The sequence below is a fragment of the uncultured Roseovarius sp. genome (genome assembly GCF_947259555.1).
Lineage (GTDB): Bacteria > Pseudomonadota > Alphaproteobacteria > Rhodobacterales > Rhodobacteraceae > Roseovarius.
The window spans coordinates 116,829-132,877 of sequence record NZ_CAMYMD010000025.1 but is presented as its reverse complement, the minus strand read 5'-3'; the positions used below and the strand labels follow the sequence as shown (position 1 = coordinate 132,877).

Here is a 16,049-nt window from a genome sequence, read left to right as displayed (position 1 = left end):
GTTCTGGATAGTCAGTTGGGCCGCTCTTCCATTTCCGACCGTATCTGCTGACGCAGAACATCAATCGGCACGGTCTTGCCCTCTCGCCGAAAGCACCAATAGGTCCATCCATTGCAAGATGGCGCGCCTTCGAGATGCGCCCCGACCTGATGGATCGATCCCTTGACATCGCCGCCGACCAGTGTGCCATCGGCGCGCACCTTGGCCTTGTGGCGCTTGTTCATGGAGTAAAGCTCTTCGCCCGGACGCAGCATGCCGCGCTCGATGAGCGTTCCAAAAGGCACCCGCGGTTCGGCGCGTTTCGAAGTCGAAACCTGAAGCGCCTCACGGTCGTATTTTCGAATGCTGGCAAGCCGTTTTTCGGCAACTGTGCGATATGTCGCTTCACGCTCGATACCGATATAATCCCGTCCGAGCATCTTGGCGACCGCCCCGGTGGTGCCGGTTCCAAAGAACGGGTCAAGCACAACATCGCCTGCATTGGTCGAGCCGATGATGACCCGGTGCAGCAAACTCTCGGGTTTTTGCGTCGGATGAGCTTTTTCGCCGTTATCATCCTTGAGACGCTCATGCCCTGTGCAAAGCGGCAGCACCCAATCGGAACGCATCTGCACCCCATCATTAAGCGACTTCAATGCCTCGTAATTGAACGTGTATTTGGCGCCCTCCGACTTAGACGCCCAAATCATTGTCTCATGCGCATTGGTCAAACGCTTGCCACGAAAGTTGGGCATCGGGTTGGACTTGCGCCAGATTACATCATTCAGCACCCAATACCCCGCGTCCTGCAAGGCGGCCCCGACCCGAAAGATGTTGTGATAAGAGCCGATCACCCAAATCGCCCCGTGGGGTTTGAGCAATCGGCGCGCTGCCTTGAGCCAGTCCTGGGTAAATCTGTCATAGGTGGCAAAACTTGCGAAATGATCCCAGGCATCATCGACCGCATCTACCTGGCTATTATCGGGCCGATGCAGATCACCCTTGAGCTGCAGATTGTAAGGCGGGTCGGCAAAAATGAGATCGACACTCGCCTCTGGAAGGCTGTTCATTACCTCGATGCAATCACCGGCAATAATCGTATTGAGAGGGAGCGCAGGCGCGCTCTTGGGCTTGGTCATTGTTCTCATCTTCTGCCTCTGTCCCGGCGCTTTTGCGCTCTGGTGGTTGAAGTCCAAGATGAGTCAAAGCCGATTCGCCGTCAATTTCTTTTTTGAATCAGAGGCTTAGTTATTTTCTTGATACAAGATATTGTGTATTGGCTTAAAGGATCGTCTATGGTGAGGGGTCACACCGAGATCTAGAAGTGCGGCTTTGTGTGTTCTGGATGGGTAGCCTGCGTTTTGCTCCCAACCATAGCCGGGGAACTGTTGCGCCAAATCCCACATGACCCGATCACGCCAGATTTTTGCCACAATTGAAGCCGCCGCAATCGAGAGCGATACACCATCCCCGCGTATTATGGACCTGGCTGGAAGGGTCAGATCACGCGGTATCATATTGCCATCAATGAGCGCGATATCAGGCTCCGGGTCCAGACCCGCAATCGCGCGCACCATTGCCAGATGCGATGCGCGCAAGATGTTGAGGCTGTCAATTTCCTCGACACTCGCATGCCCCACGCTAACCCTCGCAGACGCCATTATTGCCTCGCTCAGAGCCGCGCGGCGGGGTGCGCTCAGCTTCTTGGAGTCATTCAGGCCCGGCGGGATGTTGTCAGGATCGAGGATTACCGCAGCGGCGACCACAGGACCGGCGAGCGGGCCGCGCCCTACCTCGTCGACTCCTGCGACACGGACAAAACCCTCTGCTAGGACGTCTAGCTCATGTTTGAAATCAGGACCGTTCATGCCCTGCAATCGCACGCTAGAGCACCCAATGCAAAAGGGAAGGAGCAAGCACCTTCCCTTCGCCTTTGTACATTGTGAGCCAGAGGTCACTTGCGATAGTGATCCCGATGGTATTCCGACCGCGCCTGATAGCCCCTGTTATATGCTGGGCGAGCGTGGTGTCCGCGCCCATATCCATGCCGGGGCTGGGAATAGCGGCGCTGATTGTAGTGATGACGCGGCTTGCCGTGGCGATAGACGTGGCGATGGTTGCGCCTCGGAGCGTAAAACTTCTTTTGATGGCCATAGTTGCGCGTGACATGGCCTTTGCGACGGTCGCGCTTGCGATCATCGGCAAGAGCGGCTCCGACGATGGCGAGGGCGGTCACGCCTGCGATGATTGCTGCGGTTTCACCCCGGTTCTGCGCATTTGCGGGCGCTGTTGAAAAACTGGTCACGGCGAGGGCCGCCCCGATGACAAGCGCGATGAACTTGCGATGCATGGTCTTTCCTTTCAGTTTGCTGGACGTCGTTTCAATGCGGCAGCCCGAATGACCATCCGCCATGAAATGAAGTTGGGACCAGCCTGCCAGGACAGGCAATAACGCTCTGATGATATCAGATAACACGCTGTTTCCGGTTCATTTCACATCGCGGGATATTGAATAGCTGTGGGGCTTGGCGCATCGTGTCCCAATGAAACAGATCGCACACCCTCTCGCATTTTCTCTGGGGCTGACGCTTGCGGCTACAGCGGCACAGGCCGCTTGTCAGGTGGAGTACAAGGCCAAGCGCGACAAGCCGCTTGAGCTTTATTACGATGTGACCATTGTCAATGCGCCCTGTTCATCGGCTGACGCGGCGCTGCGATCGCAATTGGCGCAAAGGGGGCTGACTCTGCTCAAAGTCCTTTCGAAGAGGGAAATGTAGCATTGCAAGATTCAGGGACGCGCGCATGCGCGGATTGACAGCCACAGCCGGCGACGCGCGCCGGTCCGGGACACGGGTCGTGATCGCCGGGGTCGGAGCCATCGTCGCCATTCTTACGTGCGCGGCGGTGTTTTTGTTCCTGAGCTTGCCAGATGCCAACGCCTTCAACGCACGTGTAGAGCGGATTTTTGTTGAGAATGATGCCCTGACTGGCGAGGGAGAGATAAAGCTCCTCGAGATCCTCGCGTTATCCGGCACGGCGTTTTCCGAGACACTAGTCAGTTATAGAATGGTTATCTTTGTTTTGCTGATCTTTGCGACAGCGCTCTTGGTGGCATCACTGGTGTTTCTGGTGATGCTGATCACGCTCAACCGTCGCATGGCGCAAATCGAGCGTTCTGGAATTCAGGTGAGCTCCCTGCTGATCAGCCGCGAAGAAAACACAGTCTATCTCAATGACATGGGCTTCAAACTGACGGATGCTGCCATGGAAACGCTGAGCGTTTTGGCAGAGGCACGCATGGACGACGACGTGTTGACCGGGATCGAGATCGAATCTGTCATATCAGGACGCAAACCCGAGGATTGCGAGGAGGCGGCGGGTGCGACACGTATCAAGAGACTGCGCGACACTTTGGGCAATCAGCTTGTCAGCGAGCTGCTCGTCAAGAACATCGCGCGGCGCGGCTACATGCTGGCGATCGACAAAGATGTGATCCGTGTGATGTAAGCCCGTCTCAGATGGCTAGTGCTGCGCGTAGCCGTTCCCAATCGTGCGCCCAACCATCATCGGAGTGTTCGACAAGCCGGATCATCCAAAGCTCCATTTCTTGCTCCGGCAGCACAGGACCAAGCGCCACAAGACGGCCCTCCGCCAAATCTGCCTGCACCATTCCCTCGGGCAACCACGCAACGCCAATACCCCGGCGCGCATATTCATGCGCCGCAAGTGTAAGCGCGGTTTCAGCCCGGCGCCGCAATACGCGCCTTGCAGGAATTCGCGGCAGAATCGCCCTTGCCATGATCTGGCCAAGAAAGACATCGCCGGGATAACCGATAAACGGCAGGTCGCTGCCCTGCCCCAAACGCGGTGCTGCCACGGGTACCAACCGTTCTCGCCCCACGAGGACCTGTTCAAAGCTTCGGTTGAGAGTGAGGGGCGCGATCTCAGGTACCGTGTAGACCACCGCCAGATCGGCCTCGCCGGACAAGAGGCGGAGCAGGCATTCTTCGCGATTGTCCGAGCGCACGCGCACCGGGCGGCCACCCTGCGCGGTCAGAATGCTGACGATGGCAGGGGAGTGGGTGGTGGTGATCGCGTGCTGACAGGCCAGTGTCAGGCCGCGCGCGTCCGACGTGTGCGCCAGCGTTTCGCGCAGGGTGCGCAGTTGCGTGGCGAGGCTGCGCATCTCGGGGATTTGTGCCGCAACATCTGGCAGCAGAGTGACGGGTTTGCGGCTACGGTCGAGGAGCGGGGTGCCGAGCGCCTCTTCGATGGCGCGCAGGCGGCGGGTGAAGGCCGATTGGCTGACATGGCGCATCTCGGCCGCGCGGGCGAGCGAACCGGTGTCAGACACCGCCAAAAGATCGTCGAGCCAATCGAGCCGCATATTGCATACCTTGCATTATCTTTGGCGATATTAGCATTGGACGGCATGATTGTCGCGTCCTACCCTGCGCGAAACGCATGTTTGATGGAGGACCTCAAATGCATCTCGCCCGTTACCCCCGCCGTTTTATCGCCCATCTGCCGACCCCGCTGGAGCGGCTGGACCGGCTGACCAAGGAATTGAACGGCCCCGAAATCTGGATCAAGCGGGATGATTGCACCGGTCTTTCGACGGGGGGCAACAAGACCCGCAAGCTGGAATTCCTGATGGCCGAGGCGGAATTGCAGGGCGCGGACATGGTGATGACCCAAGGTGCCACGCAATCCAACCACGCCCGTCAGACGGCGGCCTTTGCGGCCAAGCTGGGGCTAGATTGCCATATCCTGTTGGAGGACCGGACCGGCTCGAACAATGCCAATTACAACAATAACGGCAACGTGCTGCTGGATCACATGCATGGGGCCACGACCGAAAAACGCCCCGGCGGCGGTGACATGAATGCCGAGATGGAAAAGGTCGCCGACAAGTTCCGCGCCGAGGGGCGCAATGTCTATACCATCCCCGGCGGCGGATCGAACCCCACGGGTGCGCTTGGCTATGTCAATTGTGCCTTCGAGATGCTGGCGCAGTTCAATGATCGCGCGCTCAAGATCGACCATATCGTGCATGCGACCGGCAGTGCCGGCACGCAGGCGGGGCTGATCACCGGGCTCAAGGCGATGAACGCGCAAATCCCGCTGTTGGGGATCGGGGTGCGCGCGCCCAAGCCGAAGCAGGAGGAAAACGTCTATAACCTCGCCTGTGCGACGGCGGAAAAGCTGGGCTGCGCCGGTGTCGTGGCGCGCGAGGACGTGGTCGCCAATACCGATTACGTGGGCGAGGGCTATGGCATTCCGACCGAGAGCGGCATCGAGGCCATTCAGATGTTCGCGGAGCTGGAGGCAATCCTGCTTGATCCGGTCTATTCGGCCAAGGGGGCGGCAGGCTTTGTCGACCTTATCCGCAAGGGCCATTTCAAGAAGGGCGAGCGGGTCGTGTTCCTGCATACCGGCGGATCGGTCGCGCTTTTCGGCTATGACAGCGCCTTTGATTTCGCGTCCCGCTGGACGAGTTGAGCGGCATCACGCACTGACCAACGGCAAAGCCCCGCAGCAATGCGGGGTTTTCCATGTCCGACATATCCGGTAAAGCGCAGGCTGACCCAAGTTTCGCAGTCGGAAGAGCACGCATGAAATTCACATTGTCCTGGCTGAAAGACCATCTCGAGACCACGGCCTCGGTGGCGGAGATCGCGGAAACCCTGACCGATCTGGGGCTGGAGGTGGAAAGCATTTCCGACCCAGCCGCGCGGCTGGGGGATTTTACCATCGGCAAGGTTGTCAGCGCCGAAAAGCATCCCGATGCCGACAAGCTGCGGGTGTGTCAGGTGGCGACCAATGCGGGCGAGACGCAGATCATCTGTGGTGCGCCCAATGCGCGCGAGGGGATCACTGTGGTGATCGCCAAGCCGGGCGTCTACGTGCCGGGCATCGACACGACCATCGGCGTGGGCAAGATCCGCGGGATCGACAGCCATGGCATGATGTGCTCAGAGCGCGAGATGGAGCTGTCGGAGGAGCATGACGGCATCATCGAGCTGCCCTCGGGCGAGGTGGGCGAGCGGTTTGTCGATTGGCTGGCCGAGAATGATCCGGCCAAGGTGGACCCTGTAATCGAGATCGCGATCACGCCCAATCGTCCCGACGCGCTTGGCGTGCGTGGGATTGCACTTGATCTAGCGGCACGTGGTCTCGGTCGGATGAAGCCCGCAAAAACGGCGGATATCGAAGGACAGCTTGCCTGTCCGATTGCAATCACCATTGACGAAGATGCCAAAAATAGCGGCTGTGAAGTCTTTGCCGGGAGATTTATTCAGGACGTTACGAACGGGCCTTCGCCAGAGTGGCTTCAGGACAGGTTACGCGCCATCGGGCTGCGACCGATCTCTGCGCTTGTCGATATCACTAATTTCTTCACATATGATCGTAACCGCCCACTGCACGTGTTCGACGCCGACAAGGTGTCTGGCGATCTGCGGGTGCATCGCAGCAATGGCGGTGAGACATTCGTCGGTCTTGATGAGAAAGAATATACCCTTGAGCCCGGTCAAGTGGTCATTTCCGATGACACGGGTGTTGAGAGTATCGGCGGTATCATGGGTGGCCTTTCAACCGGCTGTACCCGGGACACAGTGAATGTTTTTCTCGAAGCTGCGGTGTGGGACCGGGTGCAGATTGCCACGACTGGCCGTGCTCTCAAGATCAATTCAGACGCGCGCTATAGGAATGAACGTGGAATAGACCCTTCCTTCAATATGGATGCACTGGATCTCGCGACGCAAATGATCCTCGATCTCTGCGGTGGCAAGCCATCTAATCGGGTCGTGGCGGGCAAAGTCCCGGACGTCACACGGGCCTATCGACTCGACTCTGCCCGCGTTCAATCGCTCGTTGGCATGGACATACCGGAAAGCGAACAACGTCAAACGCTTACGGCTCTTGGCTTCAAACTCGAAGGACACATGGCGCATGTGCCGAGTTGGCGGCCCGACATCCTGGGCGAAGCCGATCTCGTGGAAGAGGTCGCGCGCATCGCTTCATTGACAAAGCTCGTGGGTCGGCCAATGCCCCGCGCCGTTGAAGGAGTGCCAAAGCCAATCCTCAACCCGATGCAAAAGCGAGAACAGATTGCCCGACGCATGGGCGCGGCTCTTGGATACAACGAGTGCGTAACTTACAGCTTCATCAACCATGCCGCCGCCTCGCTTTTTGGCGGCGGAGGCGATGCAACAATGCTAGCCAATCCGATCAGTTCCGACTTGAGCCACATGCGGCCTGATCTTCTGCCCGGCCTGTTGCAGGCCGCGGCGCGCAATCAGGCGCGCGGGATTGTCGACATGGCCCTTTTCGAAGTCGGCCATGCCTTTCAAGGTGGCGAACCGGGTGAGCAGCATCTGCAAGTCGCTGGCATTCTTGTGGGGCGAACCGGACCAAAGGATGTTCATAAAACCACCCGAGCCGTTGATCTTTTCGACGCGAAAGCGGACGCCGAAGCGATTCTCTCGTCCATCGGCGCGCCAGCCAAGGTGCAAATCCTGCGCGACGGCCCAAGCTGGTTTCATCCCGGTCGGCACGGACGCATTTGCCTTGGTCCAAAGAAGGTATTGGCCGTATTCGGAGAATTGCACCCACGCGTCTTACAGGCGTTGGATGTCAAAGGTCCGGTGGTTGCGTTCACACTCTATCCCACCGAAATACCCCTTCCACGCAAGACGTCTTCCACCCGTGGTGCGTTGGATATCAGCGATCTGCAACCGGTCGAGCGGGACTTTGCGTTTGTTGTGCCCACCGAAATCGAGGCGCTGACCCTGATGAACGCAGCTGCCGGAGCGGACAAGTCACTCGTGGAGGACGTCCGAGTATTCGATGAATTCGTTGGCGGCTCTCTCGGCACAGACAAGAAATCCCTGGCGCTCACAGTGCGTCTCCAACCACGTGAAAAGACCTTAACCGACGCTGAGATAGAGACAGTTTCAGCCAAAATCATCGAAAAGGTGACCAAGGCCACTGGCGGAACGCTGCGTGGCTGACAACAGAAGGGAGCGAACCATGTTGAAAGTTTATCTGTCAGGCGAAATTCATACCGATTGGCGCGAACAGATCATCAAGGGGGCCGAAGGTCTTGATGTCGTGTTCAGCAGCCCGGTTACCGATCATGCAGCAAGCGACGATTGCGGTGTTGCCATTCTCGGAGAGGAGCCAGACAAGTATTGGCATGACCACAAAGGCGCGATGGTCAACGCAATCCGCACCCGCAAGGGGATTGCCGATGCCGATATCGTGGTGGTACGCTTTGGCGACAAGTACAAGCAGTGGAACGCTGCCTTTGATGCGGGTTATGCCTCGGCGCTTGGAAAGTCGCTGATCATCCTGCAGCCGCCAGAGCATGACCATGCGCTCAAGGAGGTGGATGCCGCCGCCCTTGCCATGGCACGCGAGCCTGCACAGGTGGTTGAAATCATTCGCTATGTCCAGGATGGTAGCCTTCCGGCCTAGAACATGCCCCGTTTTGCGGCCAATCTGACCTTTCTTTTTACCGAGTATCCGCCCGAAAGGCGGATCGAGATGGCCGCGAAGGCGGGGTTTGACTCGGTTGAGATCCTGTATCCATACGAGCGGTCAATAAAGAGCCTGCGCGATGATCTCGAGTGTGCAGCTGTAAATCTTGTCTTGATCAACACGCCGGAACCACATTGGAGTTCTGGCAGTCGTGGTTTGGCCGCTTGCCCTGGCCGTGAAACGGAATTCCGCAGTCAGTTCGAAGAGGCACTTGACTACGCGACTGCGCTCGACGTCCAACATATTCATGTCATGTCTGGGATCTCGCACAATGCGAACGCCGAAGCGACGTTCATTTCAAATCTGGAATGGGCCGCGGCACGTGCCCCTGATCAAGGTTTGACCATAGAACCTATAAATCCGATCGACATGCCCGGCTATTTTCTGAACGACTTCAAAATGGCAGAGCGAATTCTGGATGCGGTCGCTGCTCCGAACCTTACGCTGCAATTTGATACCTACCACGCCCATATACTCACCGGTGATGTGATCGGTACGTGGGAGAAATTTGGACGGCATGCGGGTCATGTTCAAGTCGCGGGGTTTCCGGGTCGTCACGAGCCGACTGGAGGCCAGATCGACTATCCTGCCTTTTTCACACAGCTGGATTCTGAGCGTTATACCGGCGTCGTTAGTGGAGAGTATAACCCTGAGAGCACGACCGAAATAGGCCTCGGCTGGTGTCAGCTGCGCACCACGTAAACTGAGCATTCCGCGTGCGTAACAACATGACTCGAAGTCGTCCCAAGCAGATAGTCCTTCACCTTGGGGTTAGCGGATTCCATCACTATCAGGTCAACTTTGCGCTCATCCGCCAGCTTGACGATCTGCCGGTGCACTGCGCCCTTGCGCACGATCAACTCGACATCAACCCCCTCAGCCGGGTGAGCCGCGACAAACTTCTTGAGCTCTTCGCCCCAGTAAATGTCTGAATTATAAATGTTCATATTGCGCTCTATCTCGGGCGCAATGGTCGCTACAATGAGCTTGGCACCGCGCCGCTGAGCCATTTCGACGGCCTCGGAATACGCGTTATACTCCACCTTTAGGTGGCGCAAATTAACCGGGCAAAGGATCAGATTAGTCTGACGGGGCATTTCGGGCTCCAAGTGTTACGAAAGAGCGGCCCTCGTAGAACGATTCGCGGCGGAACGCGCCACTCGTAAGCGACATATCGATGGCCTCCGCGACGCGTACGCTACGTAATTTGTCTAACCGTTCTTCGTAGAAAAGTCACCCTTCATTGTGACCGGACGCCGTCAATGCGCCTCGGCCCAGTTGGCACCCTGCCCGGCATCCACCACCAGCGGTACGTCTAGATGGACCGCCGGGTCGGTGGCGCCCTGCATGACGTCGCGGGCCACTTCGATCAGGCGGTCGGTGCTGTGCTCTGCCACCTCGAAGATCAGTTCGTCATGCACCTGTAGCAGCATCTTGCAGGGCAGCCCCTCGATCGCGCCGGGCATGCGGATCATGGCGCGCCGGATGATGTCGGCGGCGGTGCCCTGAATTGGCGCGTTGATTGCGGCACGGCGGGCAAAGCCTGCGCGCGGGCCCTTGGCTGAGATCTCGGGGGTATGGATCTTACGACCAAACAGGGTTTGAACATGGCGATGTTCCTTGGCGAAGGAAACGGTTGCGTCCATGTAATCCTTGATGCCTGGAAAGCGCTCGAAGTAACGGTCGATAAAGCCCTGCGCCTCTGACCTCGGGATGCGCAGGTTGCGCGCGAGGCCAAAGCCGGAAATGCCGTAGATCACCCCGAAATTGATCGCCTTGGCCTGACGGCGCACCTCGGGTGTCATCTCGTCCATCGGCACGTTGAACATCTCGCTTGCAGTCATGGCGTGAATGTCCTGGCCGTCACGGAACGCCTGTTTGAGCGAGTCGATCTGCGCCACATGGGCGAGGATACGAAGCTCGATCTGGCTGTAATCGAGACTGACAAGGCGATTTCCCTGCTCTGCGACAAAGGCCTCGCGAATACGCCGGCCCTCTTCGGAGCGCACAGGGATATTCTGCAGGTTCGGATCGGTCGAGGCGAGACGCCCGGTATTGGCCCCGGTCTGAACGTAAGATGTATGCACCCGGCCAGTGTCAGGGTCGATGTGATCCTGCAACGCGTCCGTGTAGGTCGATTTCAGTTTCGACAATTGCCGCCAGTCGAGCACGCGGGCAGGCAGCTCGTGCTCCGTCGCCAGATCCTCAAGCACATCGGCACCGGTGGCATAGGCGCCGGTCTTGCCCTTCTTGCCCCCGCCGAGGCCCATTTCATCAAAAAGGATCTCACCCAACTGCTTGGGAGAGCCGACATTGAAGCTACGCCCGGCCAGCTCGTGGATTTCAGACTCTAATCCAGCCATTTTCTGCGCGAACTTGCCTGACATAGCGCGCAGCGTCTCGCGGTCGACCTTGACGCCGTGCCGCTCCATCCGGGCGAGAACCGGAACAAGCGGACGTTCCAGCGTTTCATAGACGGTGGTGACGCTGGCGCGGTGCAGCTGCGGCTTGAAGATATGCCACAGGCGCAGGGTGATATCGGCATCCTCGGCGGCGTATTTAACCGCCTCGTCAAGCGGCACACGGTCGAATGTGATGGCGGACTTGCCAGAACCCAGAAGCGACTTGATCGGGATCGGATCGTGGCTGAGATACCGCTCCGACAGCGTATCCATGCCGTGCCCATGCTCGCCCGCGTGCAGCGCGTAGGACATCAGCATGGTGTCGTCGATGGGCGCGATGGTGAGGCCGTGGCCGGCAAGAATCTTGGCATCGTACTTCATGTTCTGCCCGATCTTGAGGATCGCGTCATCCTCAAGCACCGGCTTGAGCGCATCCAGCACGTCCTGCATCGGCAACTGCCCCTCTGCCAGCGTATCCGAGCCGAAAAGGTCATCCGATGCGCCGTCCTTGTGCCCAAGCGGGATGTAGCAGGCGGTGCCGGGCGTTGTGGCCAGCGATATACCCACCAGATCGGCCTGCATTTCATTGAGCGAGGTGGTCTCGGTGTCGATGGCAACAAAGCCCTGCGCGCGAATCGTGGCGATCCAGTCCTCCAGCGTCGCCATATCGCTGACGCGCGTGTAGGTATCAGGCTCTATTCCGGGCCAATCTGGGGCTTTCGGTGCATCCTCTGTGGCCTCCGAAGCGGGTTCGGGAATCACGGGCGCATCCTCACCCAGTGCGTCCGCAATCCGCTTGGAAAGCGTACGAAACTCCATTTCGGCCAGAAAACCGAGCAGCGTGTCGGGATCGGGATCACGCACCTCGAGATCATCCAGCGTGAAGTCGAGCGGCGTGTTGCAGTCAAGCTGCACCAAACGTTTGGACATCTCGATCTGTTCGCGCTTTGCCAACAGGGTCTCGCGGCGCTTGGGCTGTTTGATTTCCTCGGCCCGGTCAAGGAGATCTTCGAGAGAGCCGAATTCATTGATAAGAAGGGCCGCCGTCTTGATCCCGATTCCGGGCGCGCCGGGGATATTGTCGACACTGTCACCGGCCAGGGCCTGCACATCGACCACGCGGCCCGGGTCCACCCCGAATTTCTCGCGCACGCCGTCAACATCGATGCGGCGGTTCTTCATCGCGTCTAGCATTTCGACACCGTTGCCGACCAGCTGCATCAGGTCCTTGTCGGAACTGATGATCGTCACCCGCCCGCCTAGGTCGCGCGCCTGACAGGCGAGCGTGGCGATGATATCATCGGCCTCATAGCCCTCGATTTCCTCGCAGGCGATGTTGAAGGCGCGGGTGGCATCGCGCGTCAGCGGAATTTGCGGGCGCAGATCCTCGGGCATCGCCTCGCGATTGGCCTTATAGGCGTCATAAAGATCGTTGCGGAACGTGTGGCTGCCCTTGTCAAAGATCACCGCCACATGGGTGGGGGCATCATGGCCGTTGTTGCCCTCGACATAGCGCTGCAGCATGTTGCAAAAGCCCGACACCGCCCCGATCGGCAAACCGTCGGATTTCCGTGTCAGCGGCGGCAGGGCGTGATAAGCTCTGAAAATAAAGGCCGAACCGTCGATCAGATGCAGATGACAGCCTTTTCCGAATGACATGCGTCGCCCTCCCGATCAGGCTCCATCTTTCCAAAAATACTCAAACTCCGAGGCCTGTCAGAAGCGCGAGACCGGTCGATCAGACCTTGCCCTCGAAATCGCGATGAATGAGCATGGCATCGCAATAAGGGCATTCGACATAGCCCGTCTCACGCGGAATCTGTAGCCAGACGCGAGGATGGCCCAATGCGCCCTCGCCCCCGTCGCAGGCGACGCGGTAGTTTTCCACGATACGAGTTTCCGGGGCTTCGGTTGCCATGTGGGCGTTTCCTTTTGCCGTGCTTTCCACTAGGTGCGAATATGAGTGAAGCCAAGCCGAGGGGCAAGAGCAGCATGGCCGCAAATGCCATTGAAATCCGGGGATTGACGAAAACCTATGAAGGTCAGGGCAAGAGCCCTGCAAAACAGGCGCTCAGTAACGTCGATCTGGATATTCCACAGGGATCGGTCTTTGGCCTGCTGGGGCCGAACGGCGCCGGGAAATCGACGCTGATCAACATTCTGGCAGGGCTAGTTGTTAAAACCGCCGGTCAGGTGACGATCTGGGGGTTTGATCAGGATCACAATCCACGTCAGAGCCGCGCCTCGATCGGGGTAATGCCGCAGGAATTGAACCTGGATCCGTTTTTTACACCGCGCGGAGCGCTGGAGGTTCAGGCGGGCCTATACGGCGTGCCCCGAAAACAGCGGCGCAGTGACGAAATCCTGCGGCTGATCGGGCTGGAGGACAAGGCCGATGCCTATGCACGCACCCTCTCGGGCGGCATGCGGCGGCGGTTGCTCTTGGGCAAGGCATTGGTGCATCATCCGCATATCCTTGTGCTTGATGAACCGACGGCGGGTGTCGATATCGAGTTGCGGCAGATGCTGTGGGAAAATGTACGGCAGCTCAACCGCGAGGGAATGACAATCATCCTGACGACCCATTACCTCGAAGAGGCCGAAGAAATGTGCGATGAGATTGCGATCATCAACCTTGGCAAGGTCGTCGCCCGGGATTCGACATCAAACTTGCTGGGACGCCTCGATGTGAAGACAATGATAATCCAACCGGGTGGCCCGGTGGAAACGCTTCCGCAAGGCTCCGGACTGACTGTATCGCGGCGCGACGGAGGCGCAATAGAGATCACTTATCACTCTGCGAAAACACCCGCCGAGACAGTATTGGCGGCGGTCCGCGAGGCTGGAATATCAATACGAGATGTGAAAACCGAGCAAGCCGATTTGCAGGATGTGTTTCTTGAATTGACCCGCAGCCGATAACTGCGGTCGCTTGCAAGTCTGAGTTCCGACCAAAACAGCTGAAGCCAAGGATACGACTTCGGTCTTGCGATGTACCCACACGACTGTTACCAATTTGCTGAATCCGTTGGGGTGCCCGTCTATCGGGCTGAGAGGCTTAGCGTCAACCCATCGAACCTGATCCGGTTAAAACCGGCGTAGGGAACGGACCGATGCGCACCATGCGCCGCCTGTCCGTTCCCCGAAAAATAAGAGGAACGGCAATGGCTGCCACAGCTTTGACAATCGCAGGCTCCGACAGCGGTGGCGGCGCTGGAATTCAGGCCGATCTCAAGACCTTTTCGGCATTGGGCGTTTATGGCACCAGCGTGATCACCGCCGTGACCGCGCAAAACACCTGTGTCGTGACCGATGTGCACCCTATCCCCAACCCGACCGTCGCGGCGCAGATTGCGGACGTTTTGGGCGATATCAGAGTCGATTGCATCAAGATCGGCATGCTGGGCGATGCCGAGTTGATCGCGACGGTGACGCAGGCGCTGGAAGGGTATCACGGCCCCGTGGTGCTCGATCCGGTAATGGTGGCAAAGTCCGGTGCCCGGCTTCTTCCGGATGCCGCGCGCGCGGCGCTGATCGCGCGTCTTCTGCCGCGCGCCGACCTTCTGACGCCAAACCTGCCCGAAGCGGCGGCTTTGTTGGGCTGTGCCGAGGCAGAAACCGACACCGAGATGCAGAATCAAGGCGCGCGGCTGCGCGAGATGGGGGCCAAGGCTGTGCTGATGAAGGGCGGGCACGCACAGGGCGAGACCTGCACCGACTGGCTTATCTCCGATGAGGTTATGCGCCTCGACGCCCCCCGCATCGCCACACGCAACACGCATGGCACCGGGTGCACGCTGTCCTCGGCCATCGCGGCGGGGCTGGCAAAGGGACTGACCCTGCCCGAGGCTGTCGAAACCGCCCATGACTGGCTGCACCGCGCGATACTGGCCGCTGACGGGCTGCAGATCGGGCACGGGCACGGGCCGGTGCATCATTTTCACGAGGTTTGGAGATGACCGAAGCTGTCACCATCCGCGGCGCTGGCATCGTGGGGCTGTGCGTCGCCACCGAACTCATCAGCCGAGGCGTTGCTGTCACCCTGCGCGATCCCGCGCCTTCGCCCGGCGCGCATGGCTGTTCGTGGTGGGCGGGTGGCATGCTCGCACCCTTCTGCGAGGGCTTCACCGCCGAGGAACCCGTCATGCGATTAGGGCAAGAGGCCGCCGATTGGTGGCAGGCGCAGGGCGTCGAGGTGATCCGGCGCGGCTCGCTGATGGTAACGCTGGAACGCGACCGCCGCGAACTCGACCAATTCGCCCGGCGCACCACGGGGCATCGCCTGGTTACAGGTGCCGATCTGACCGTGTTAGAGCCGCATCTGGCTGACCGCCACGACCGCGCGCTCTACTTCGCCGACGAGGCGCATATTGACCCGCGCGCGGCGCTCTTGCATCTGCGCAAGCGCCTGGAGGACGCGGGTGCGCGGTTCGAGCAAAGCGACGCTGCTCCCACCGGCCCTGTGATCGACTGTCGCGGGCTTGCCGCACAGGACAGTCTGCCCGACCTGCGCGGCGTCAAGGGCGAGATGGTCGTGCTGCGCTCGGCGGATGTGACCCTGTCCCGTCCCATTCGCCTTCTGCACCCCCGTTTCCCGCTCTACATCGTGCCGCGCGGCGATGGCGTTTTCATGTTGGGGGCCACACAGATCGAGAGCGAGGAGAAGGGGCGCGCCTCGGCGCGGTCGGTGATGGAACTGCTCTCTGCCGCCTATGCCCTGCACCCGGCCTTTGGCGAGGCCGAGGTGATGGAGATCGGAGCCGACGCGCGCCCGGCCTTCCCCGACAACTTGCCGCGCGTCACTCGCAAGGGCGAGACGATCCATGTCAACGGCCTATTTCGCCACGGATTTCTGTTATCACCCGCCGTCGCGCGCATGGCCGCCGGGGTGGCAACGCGCGAGAACGAAGCACCGGAGTTTTATCATGAAGATCACGGTTAACGGAACCGCAGAGGAAACCGCCGCCATGACACTCGACGCGCTATTGATCGAGCAGGGTTACGGCGAGGCCAAGGTTGCAACGGCGCTGAATGAGAATTTCATTCCAGCCGCCCTCAGGCCAGAACAGAGACTGAGTAGTGGGGATCGTGTAGAGATCGTGGCCCCACGGCAAGGGGGCTGAC

17 protein-coding genes and 1 riboswitch are annotated in these 16,049 nt (G+C 59.2%); of the genes, 10 read left to right on the top strand and 7 right to left on the bottom strand.

Annotated elements, in window-relative coordinates; genetic code table 11:
* Positions 1-11: 11 nt before the first annotated feature.
* The 3 genes from Q0X85_RS04265 to Q0X85_RS04255 form a co-directional block, all read right to left on the bottom strand.
* The gene (locus Q0X85_RS04265) at positions 12-1,127 is read right to left on the bottom strand and encodes a site-specific DNA-methyltransferase (RefSeq protein WP_297769453.1); all 1,116 of its coding nucleotides are present in this window, start codon (positions 1,125-1,127) and stop codon (positions 12-14) included.
* 96 nt (positions 1,128-1,223) lie between these two features.
* A complete protein-coding gene (locus Q0X85_RS04260; RefSeq protein ID WP_297769451.1) occupies positions 1,224-1,847 on the bottom strand; it encodes a ribonuclease HII in 624 nt (207 codons plus the stop codon).
* A gap of 86 nt (positions 1,848-1,933) precedes the next feature.
* Positions 1,934-2,329: a hypothetical protein gene (locus Q0X85_RS04255; RefSeq protein WP_297769449.1), complete on the bottom strand. Its 396-nt coding sequence runs from the start codon at positions 2,327-2,329 to the stop codon at positions 1,934-1,936.
* Positions 2,330-2,522: 193 nt separating this feature from the next.
* Here Q0X85_RS04255 and Q0X85_RS04250 point away from each other — a divergent pair, with 193 nt between their 5' ends.
* Entirely contained in the window at positions 2,523-2,756 is a 234-nt protein-coding gene (locus Q0X85_RS04250; protein ID WP_297769447.1) for a hypothetical protein, read from the top strand.
* Positions 2,757-2,781: 25 nt separating this feature from the next.
* Entirely contained in the window at positions 2,782-3,486 is a 705-nt protein-coding gene (locus tag Q0X85_RS04245; RefSeq protein WP_297769444.1) for a hypothetical protein, read from the top strand.
* A gap of 7 nt (positions 3,487-3,493) precedes the next feature.
* Here Q0X85_RS04245 and Q0X85_RS04240 read toward each other — a convergent pair whose 3' ends face one another.
* Positions 3,494-4,366, bottom strand: coding sequence for a LysR family transcriptional regulator (locus Q0X85_RS04240; protein WP_297769441.1), 873 nt, complete (start codon positions 4,364-4,366; stop codon positions 3,494-3,496).
* 98 nt (positions 4,367-4,464) lie between these two features.
* On the opposite strand from Q0X85_RS04240, the gene Q0X85_RS04235 reads away from it, so the two are divergent.
* The 4 genes from Q0X85_RS04235 to Q0X85_RS04220 all read left to right on the top strand — a co-directional run bounded on the left by Q0X85_RS04235 (position 4,465) and on the right by Q0X85_RS04220 (position 9,225).
* Complete coding sequence (locus Q0X85_RS04235) at positions 4,465-5,481, top strand: D-cysteine desulfhydrase (protein ID WP_297769438.1); 1,017 nt, start codon at positions 4,465-4,467, stop codon at positions 5,479-5,481.
* A 113-nt stretch (positions 5,482-5,594) separates the two neighbouring features.
* A complete protein-coding gene (gene pheT, locus Q0X85_RS04230; RefSeq protein WP_297769436.1) occupies positions 5,595-7,994 on the top strand; it encodes a phenylalanine--tRNA ligase subunit beta in 2,400 nt (799 codons plus the stop codon).
* Between the two features lie 19 nt (positions 7,995-8,013).
* Positions 8,014-8,460 (top strand): YtoQ family protein, encoded by a 447-nt coding sequence (locus tag Q0X85_RS04225; RefSeq protein WP_297769433.1) that lies wholly within the window; start codon positions 8,014-8,016, stop codon positions 8,458-8,460.
* A gap of 3 nt (positions 8,461-8,463) precedes the next feature.
* Positions 8,464-9,225 (top strand): TIM barrel protein, encoded by a 762-nt coding sequence (locus Q0X85_RS04220; protein ID WP_297769430.1) that lies wholly within the window; start codon positions 8,464-8,466, stop codon positions 9,223-9,225.
* On the opposite strand, the gene Q0X85_RS04215 is transcribed toward Q0X85_RS04220, so the two are convergent.
* The 3 genes from Q0X85_RS04215 to Q0X85_RS04205 form a co-directional block, all read right to left on the bottom strand.
* Positions 9,207-9,620: a universal stress protein gene (locus Q0X85_RS04215; protein ID WP_297769428.1), complete on the bottom strand. Its 414-nt coding sequence runs from the start codon at positions 9,618-9,620 to the stop codon at positions 9,207-9,209. The genes Q0X85_RS04220 and Q0X85_RS04215 overlap by 19 nt on opposite strands.
* Positions 9,621-9,782: 162 nt before the next feature.
* Positions 9,783-12,584: a DNA polymerase I gene (polA, locus tag Q0X85_RS04210; protein WP_297769425.1), complete on the bottom strand. Its 2,802-nt coding sequence runs from the start codon at positions 12,582-12,584 to the stop codon at positions 9,783-9,785.
* A gap of 79 nt (positions 12,585-12,663) precedes the next feature.
* Entirely contained in the window at positions 12,664-12,843 is a 180-nt protein-coding gene (locus Q0X85_RS04205; protein WP_297769423.1) for a zinc-finger domain-containing protein, read from the bottom strand.
* 74 nt (positions 12,844-12,917) lie between these two features.
* Here Q0X85_RS04205 and Q0X85_RS04200 point away from each other — a divergent pair, with 74 nt between their 5' ends.
* The 4 genes from Q0X85_RS04200 to thiS all read left to right on the top strand — a co-directional run bounded on the left by Q0X85_RS04200 (position 12,918) and on the right by thiS (position 16,048).
* Entirely contained in the window at positions 12,918-13,847 is a 930-nt protein-coding gene (locus tag Q0X85_RS04200) for an ABC transporter ATP-binding protein (RefSeq protein WP_297769487.1), read from the top strand.
* 97 nt (positions 13,848-13,944) lie between these two features.
* Positions 13,945-14,047: riboswitch (TPP riboswitch) on the top strand.
* A gap of 42 nt (positions 14,048-14,089) precedes the next feature.
* The gene (thiD, locus tag Q0X85_RS04195; RefSeq protein WP_297769420.1) at positions 14,090-14,884 is read left to right on the top strand and encodes a bifunctional hydroxymethylpyrimidine kinase/phosphomethylpyrimidine kinase; all 795 of its coding nucleotides are present in this window, start codon (positions 14,090-14,092) and stop codon (positions 14,882-14,884) included.
* Positions 14,881-15,867, top strand: coding sequence for an FAD-dependent oxidoreductase (locus tag Q0X85_RS04190; protein ID WP_297769418.1), 987 nt, complete (start codon positions 14,881-14,883; stop codon positions 15,865-15,867). The genes thiD and Q0X85_RS04190 overlap by 4 nt, the downstream gene beginning before the upstream one ends.
* Complete coding sequence (gene thiS, locus Q0X85_RS04185) at positions 15,851-16,048, top strand: sulfur carrier protein ThiS (protein WP_297769415.1); 198 nt, start codon at positions 15,851-15,853, stop codon at positions 16,046-16,048. The genes Q0X85_RS04190 and thiS overlap by 17 nt, the downstream gene beginning before the upstream one ends.
* The last annotated feature ends 1 nt before the right edge of the window (position 16,049 follow it).

Excerpts from the sequence above, each read along its gene's own strand:
- Q0X85_RS04240 (WP_297769441.1), bottom strand. The coding sequence starts at position 4,366 with ATGCGGCTCGATTGGCTCGACGATCTTTTGGCGGTGTCTGACACCGGT.
- Q0X85_RS04235 (WP_297769438.1), top strand. The coding sequence starts at position 4,465 with ATGCATCTCGCCCGTTACCCCCGCCGTTTTATCGCCCATCTGCCGACC.
- Q0X85_RS04260 (WP_297769451.1), bottom strand. The coding sequence starts at position 1,847 with ATGAACGGTCCTGATTTCAAACATGAGCTAGACGTCCTAGCAGAGGGT.
- Q0X85_RS04200 (WP_297769487.1), top strand. The coding sequence starts at position 12,918 with ATGGCCGCAAATGCCATTGAAATCCGGGGATTGACGAAAACCTATGAA.
- Q0X85_RS04225 (WP_297769433.1), top strand. The coding sequence starts at position 8,014 with ATGTTGAAAGTTTATCTGTCAGGCGAAATTCATACCGATTGGCGCGAA.
- Q0X85_RS04245 (WP_297769444.1), top strand. The coding sequence starts at position 2,782 with ATGCGCGGATTGACAGCCACAGCCGGCGACGCGCGCCGGTCCGGGACA.
- Q0X85_RS04190 (WP_297769418.1), top strand. The coding sequence starts at position 14,881 with ATGACCGAAGCTGTCACCATCCGCGGCGCTGGCATCGTGGGGCTGTGC.
- thiS (WP_297769415.1), top strand. The coding sequence starts at position 15,851 with ATGAAGATCACGGTTAACGGAACCGCAGAGGAAACCGCCGCCATGACA.
- Q0X85_RS04205 (WP_297769423.1), bottom strand. The coding sequence starts at position 12,843 with ATGGCAACCGAAGCCCCGGAAACTCGTATCGTGGAAAACTACCGCGTC.
- polA (WP_297769425.1), bottom strand. The coding sequence starts at position 12,584 with ATGTCATTCGGAAAAGGCTGTCATCTGCATCTGATCGACGGTTCGGCC.
- pheT (WP_297769436.1), top strand. The coding sequence starts at position 5,595 with ATGAAATTCACATTGTCCTGGCTGAAAGACCATCTCGAGACCACGGCC.
- thiD (WP_297769420.1), top strand. The coding sequence starts at position 14,090 with ATGGCTGCCACAGCTTTGACAATCGCAGGCTCCGACAGCGGTGGCGGC.
- Q0X85_RS04215 (WP_297769428.1), bottom strand. The coding sequence starts at position 9,620 with ATGCCCCGTCAGACTAATCTGATCCTTTGCCCGGTTAATTTGCGCCAC.
- Q0X85_RS04220 (WP_297769430.1), top strand. The coding sequence starts at position 8,464 with ATGCCCCGTTTTGCGGCCAATCTGACCTTTCTTTTTACCGAGTATCCG.
- Q0X85_RS04265 (WP_297769453.1), bottom strand. The coding sequence starts at position 1,127 with ATGAGAACAATGACCAAGCCCAAGAGCGCGCCTGCGCTCCCTCTCAAT.
- Q0X85_RS04255 (WP_297769449.1), bottom strand. The coding sequence starts at position 2,329 with ATGCATCGCAAGTTCATCGCGCTTGTCATCGGGGCGGCCCTCGCCGTG.
- Q0X85_RS04250 (WP_297769447.1), top strand. The coding sequence starts at position 2,523 with ATGAAACAGATCGCACACCCTCTCGCATTTTCTCTGGGGCTGACGCTT.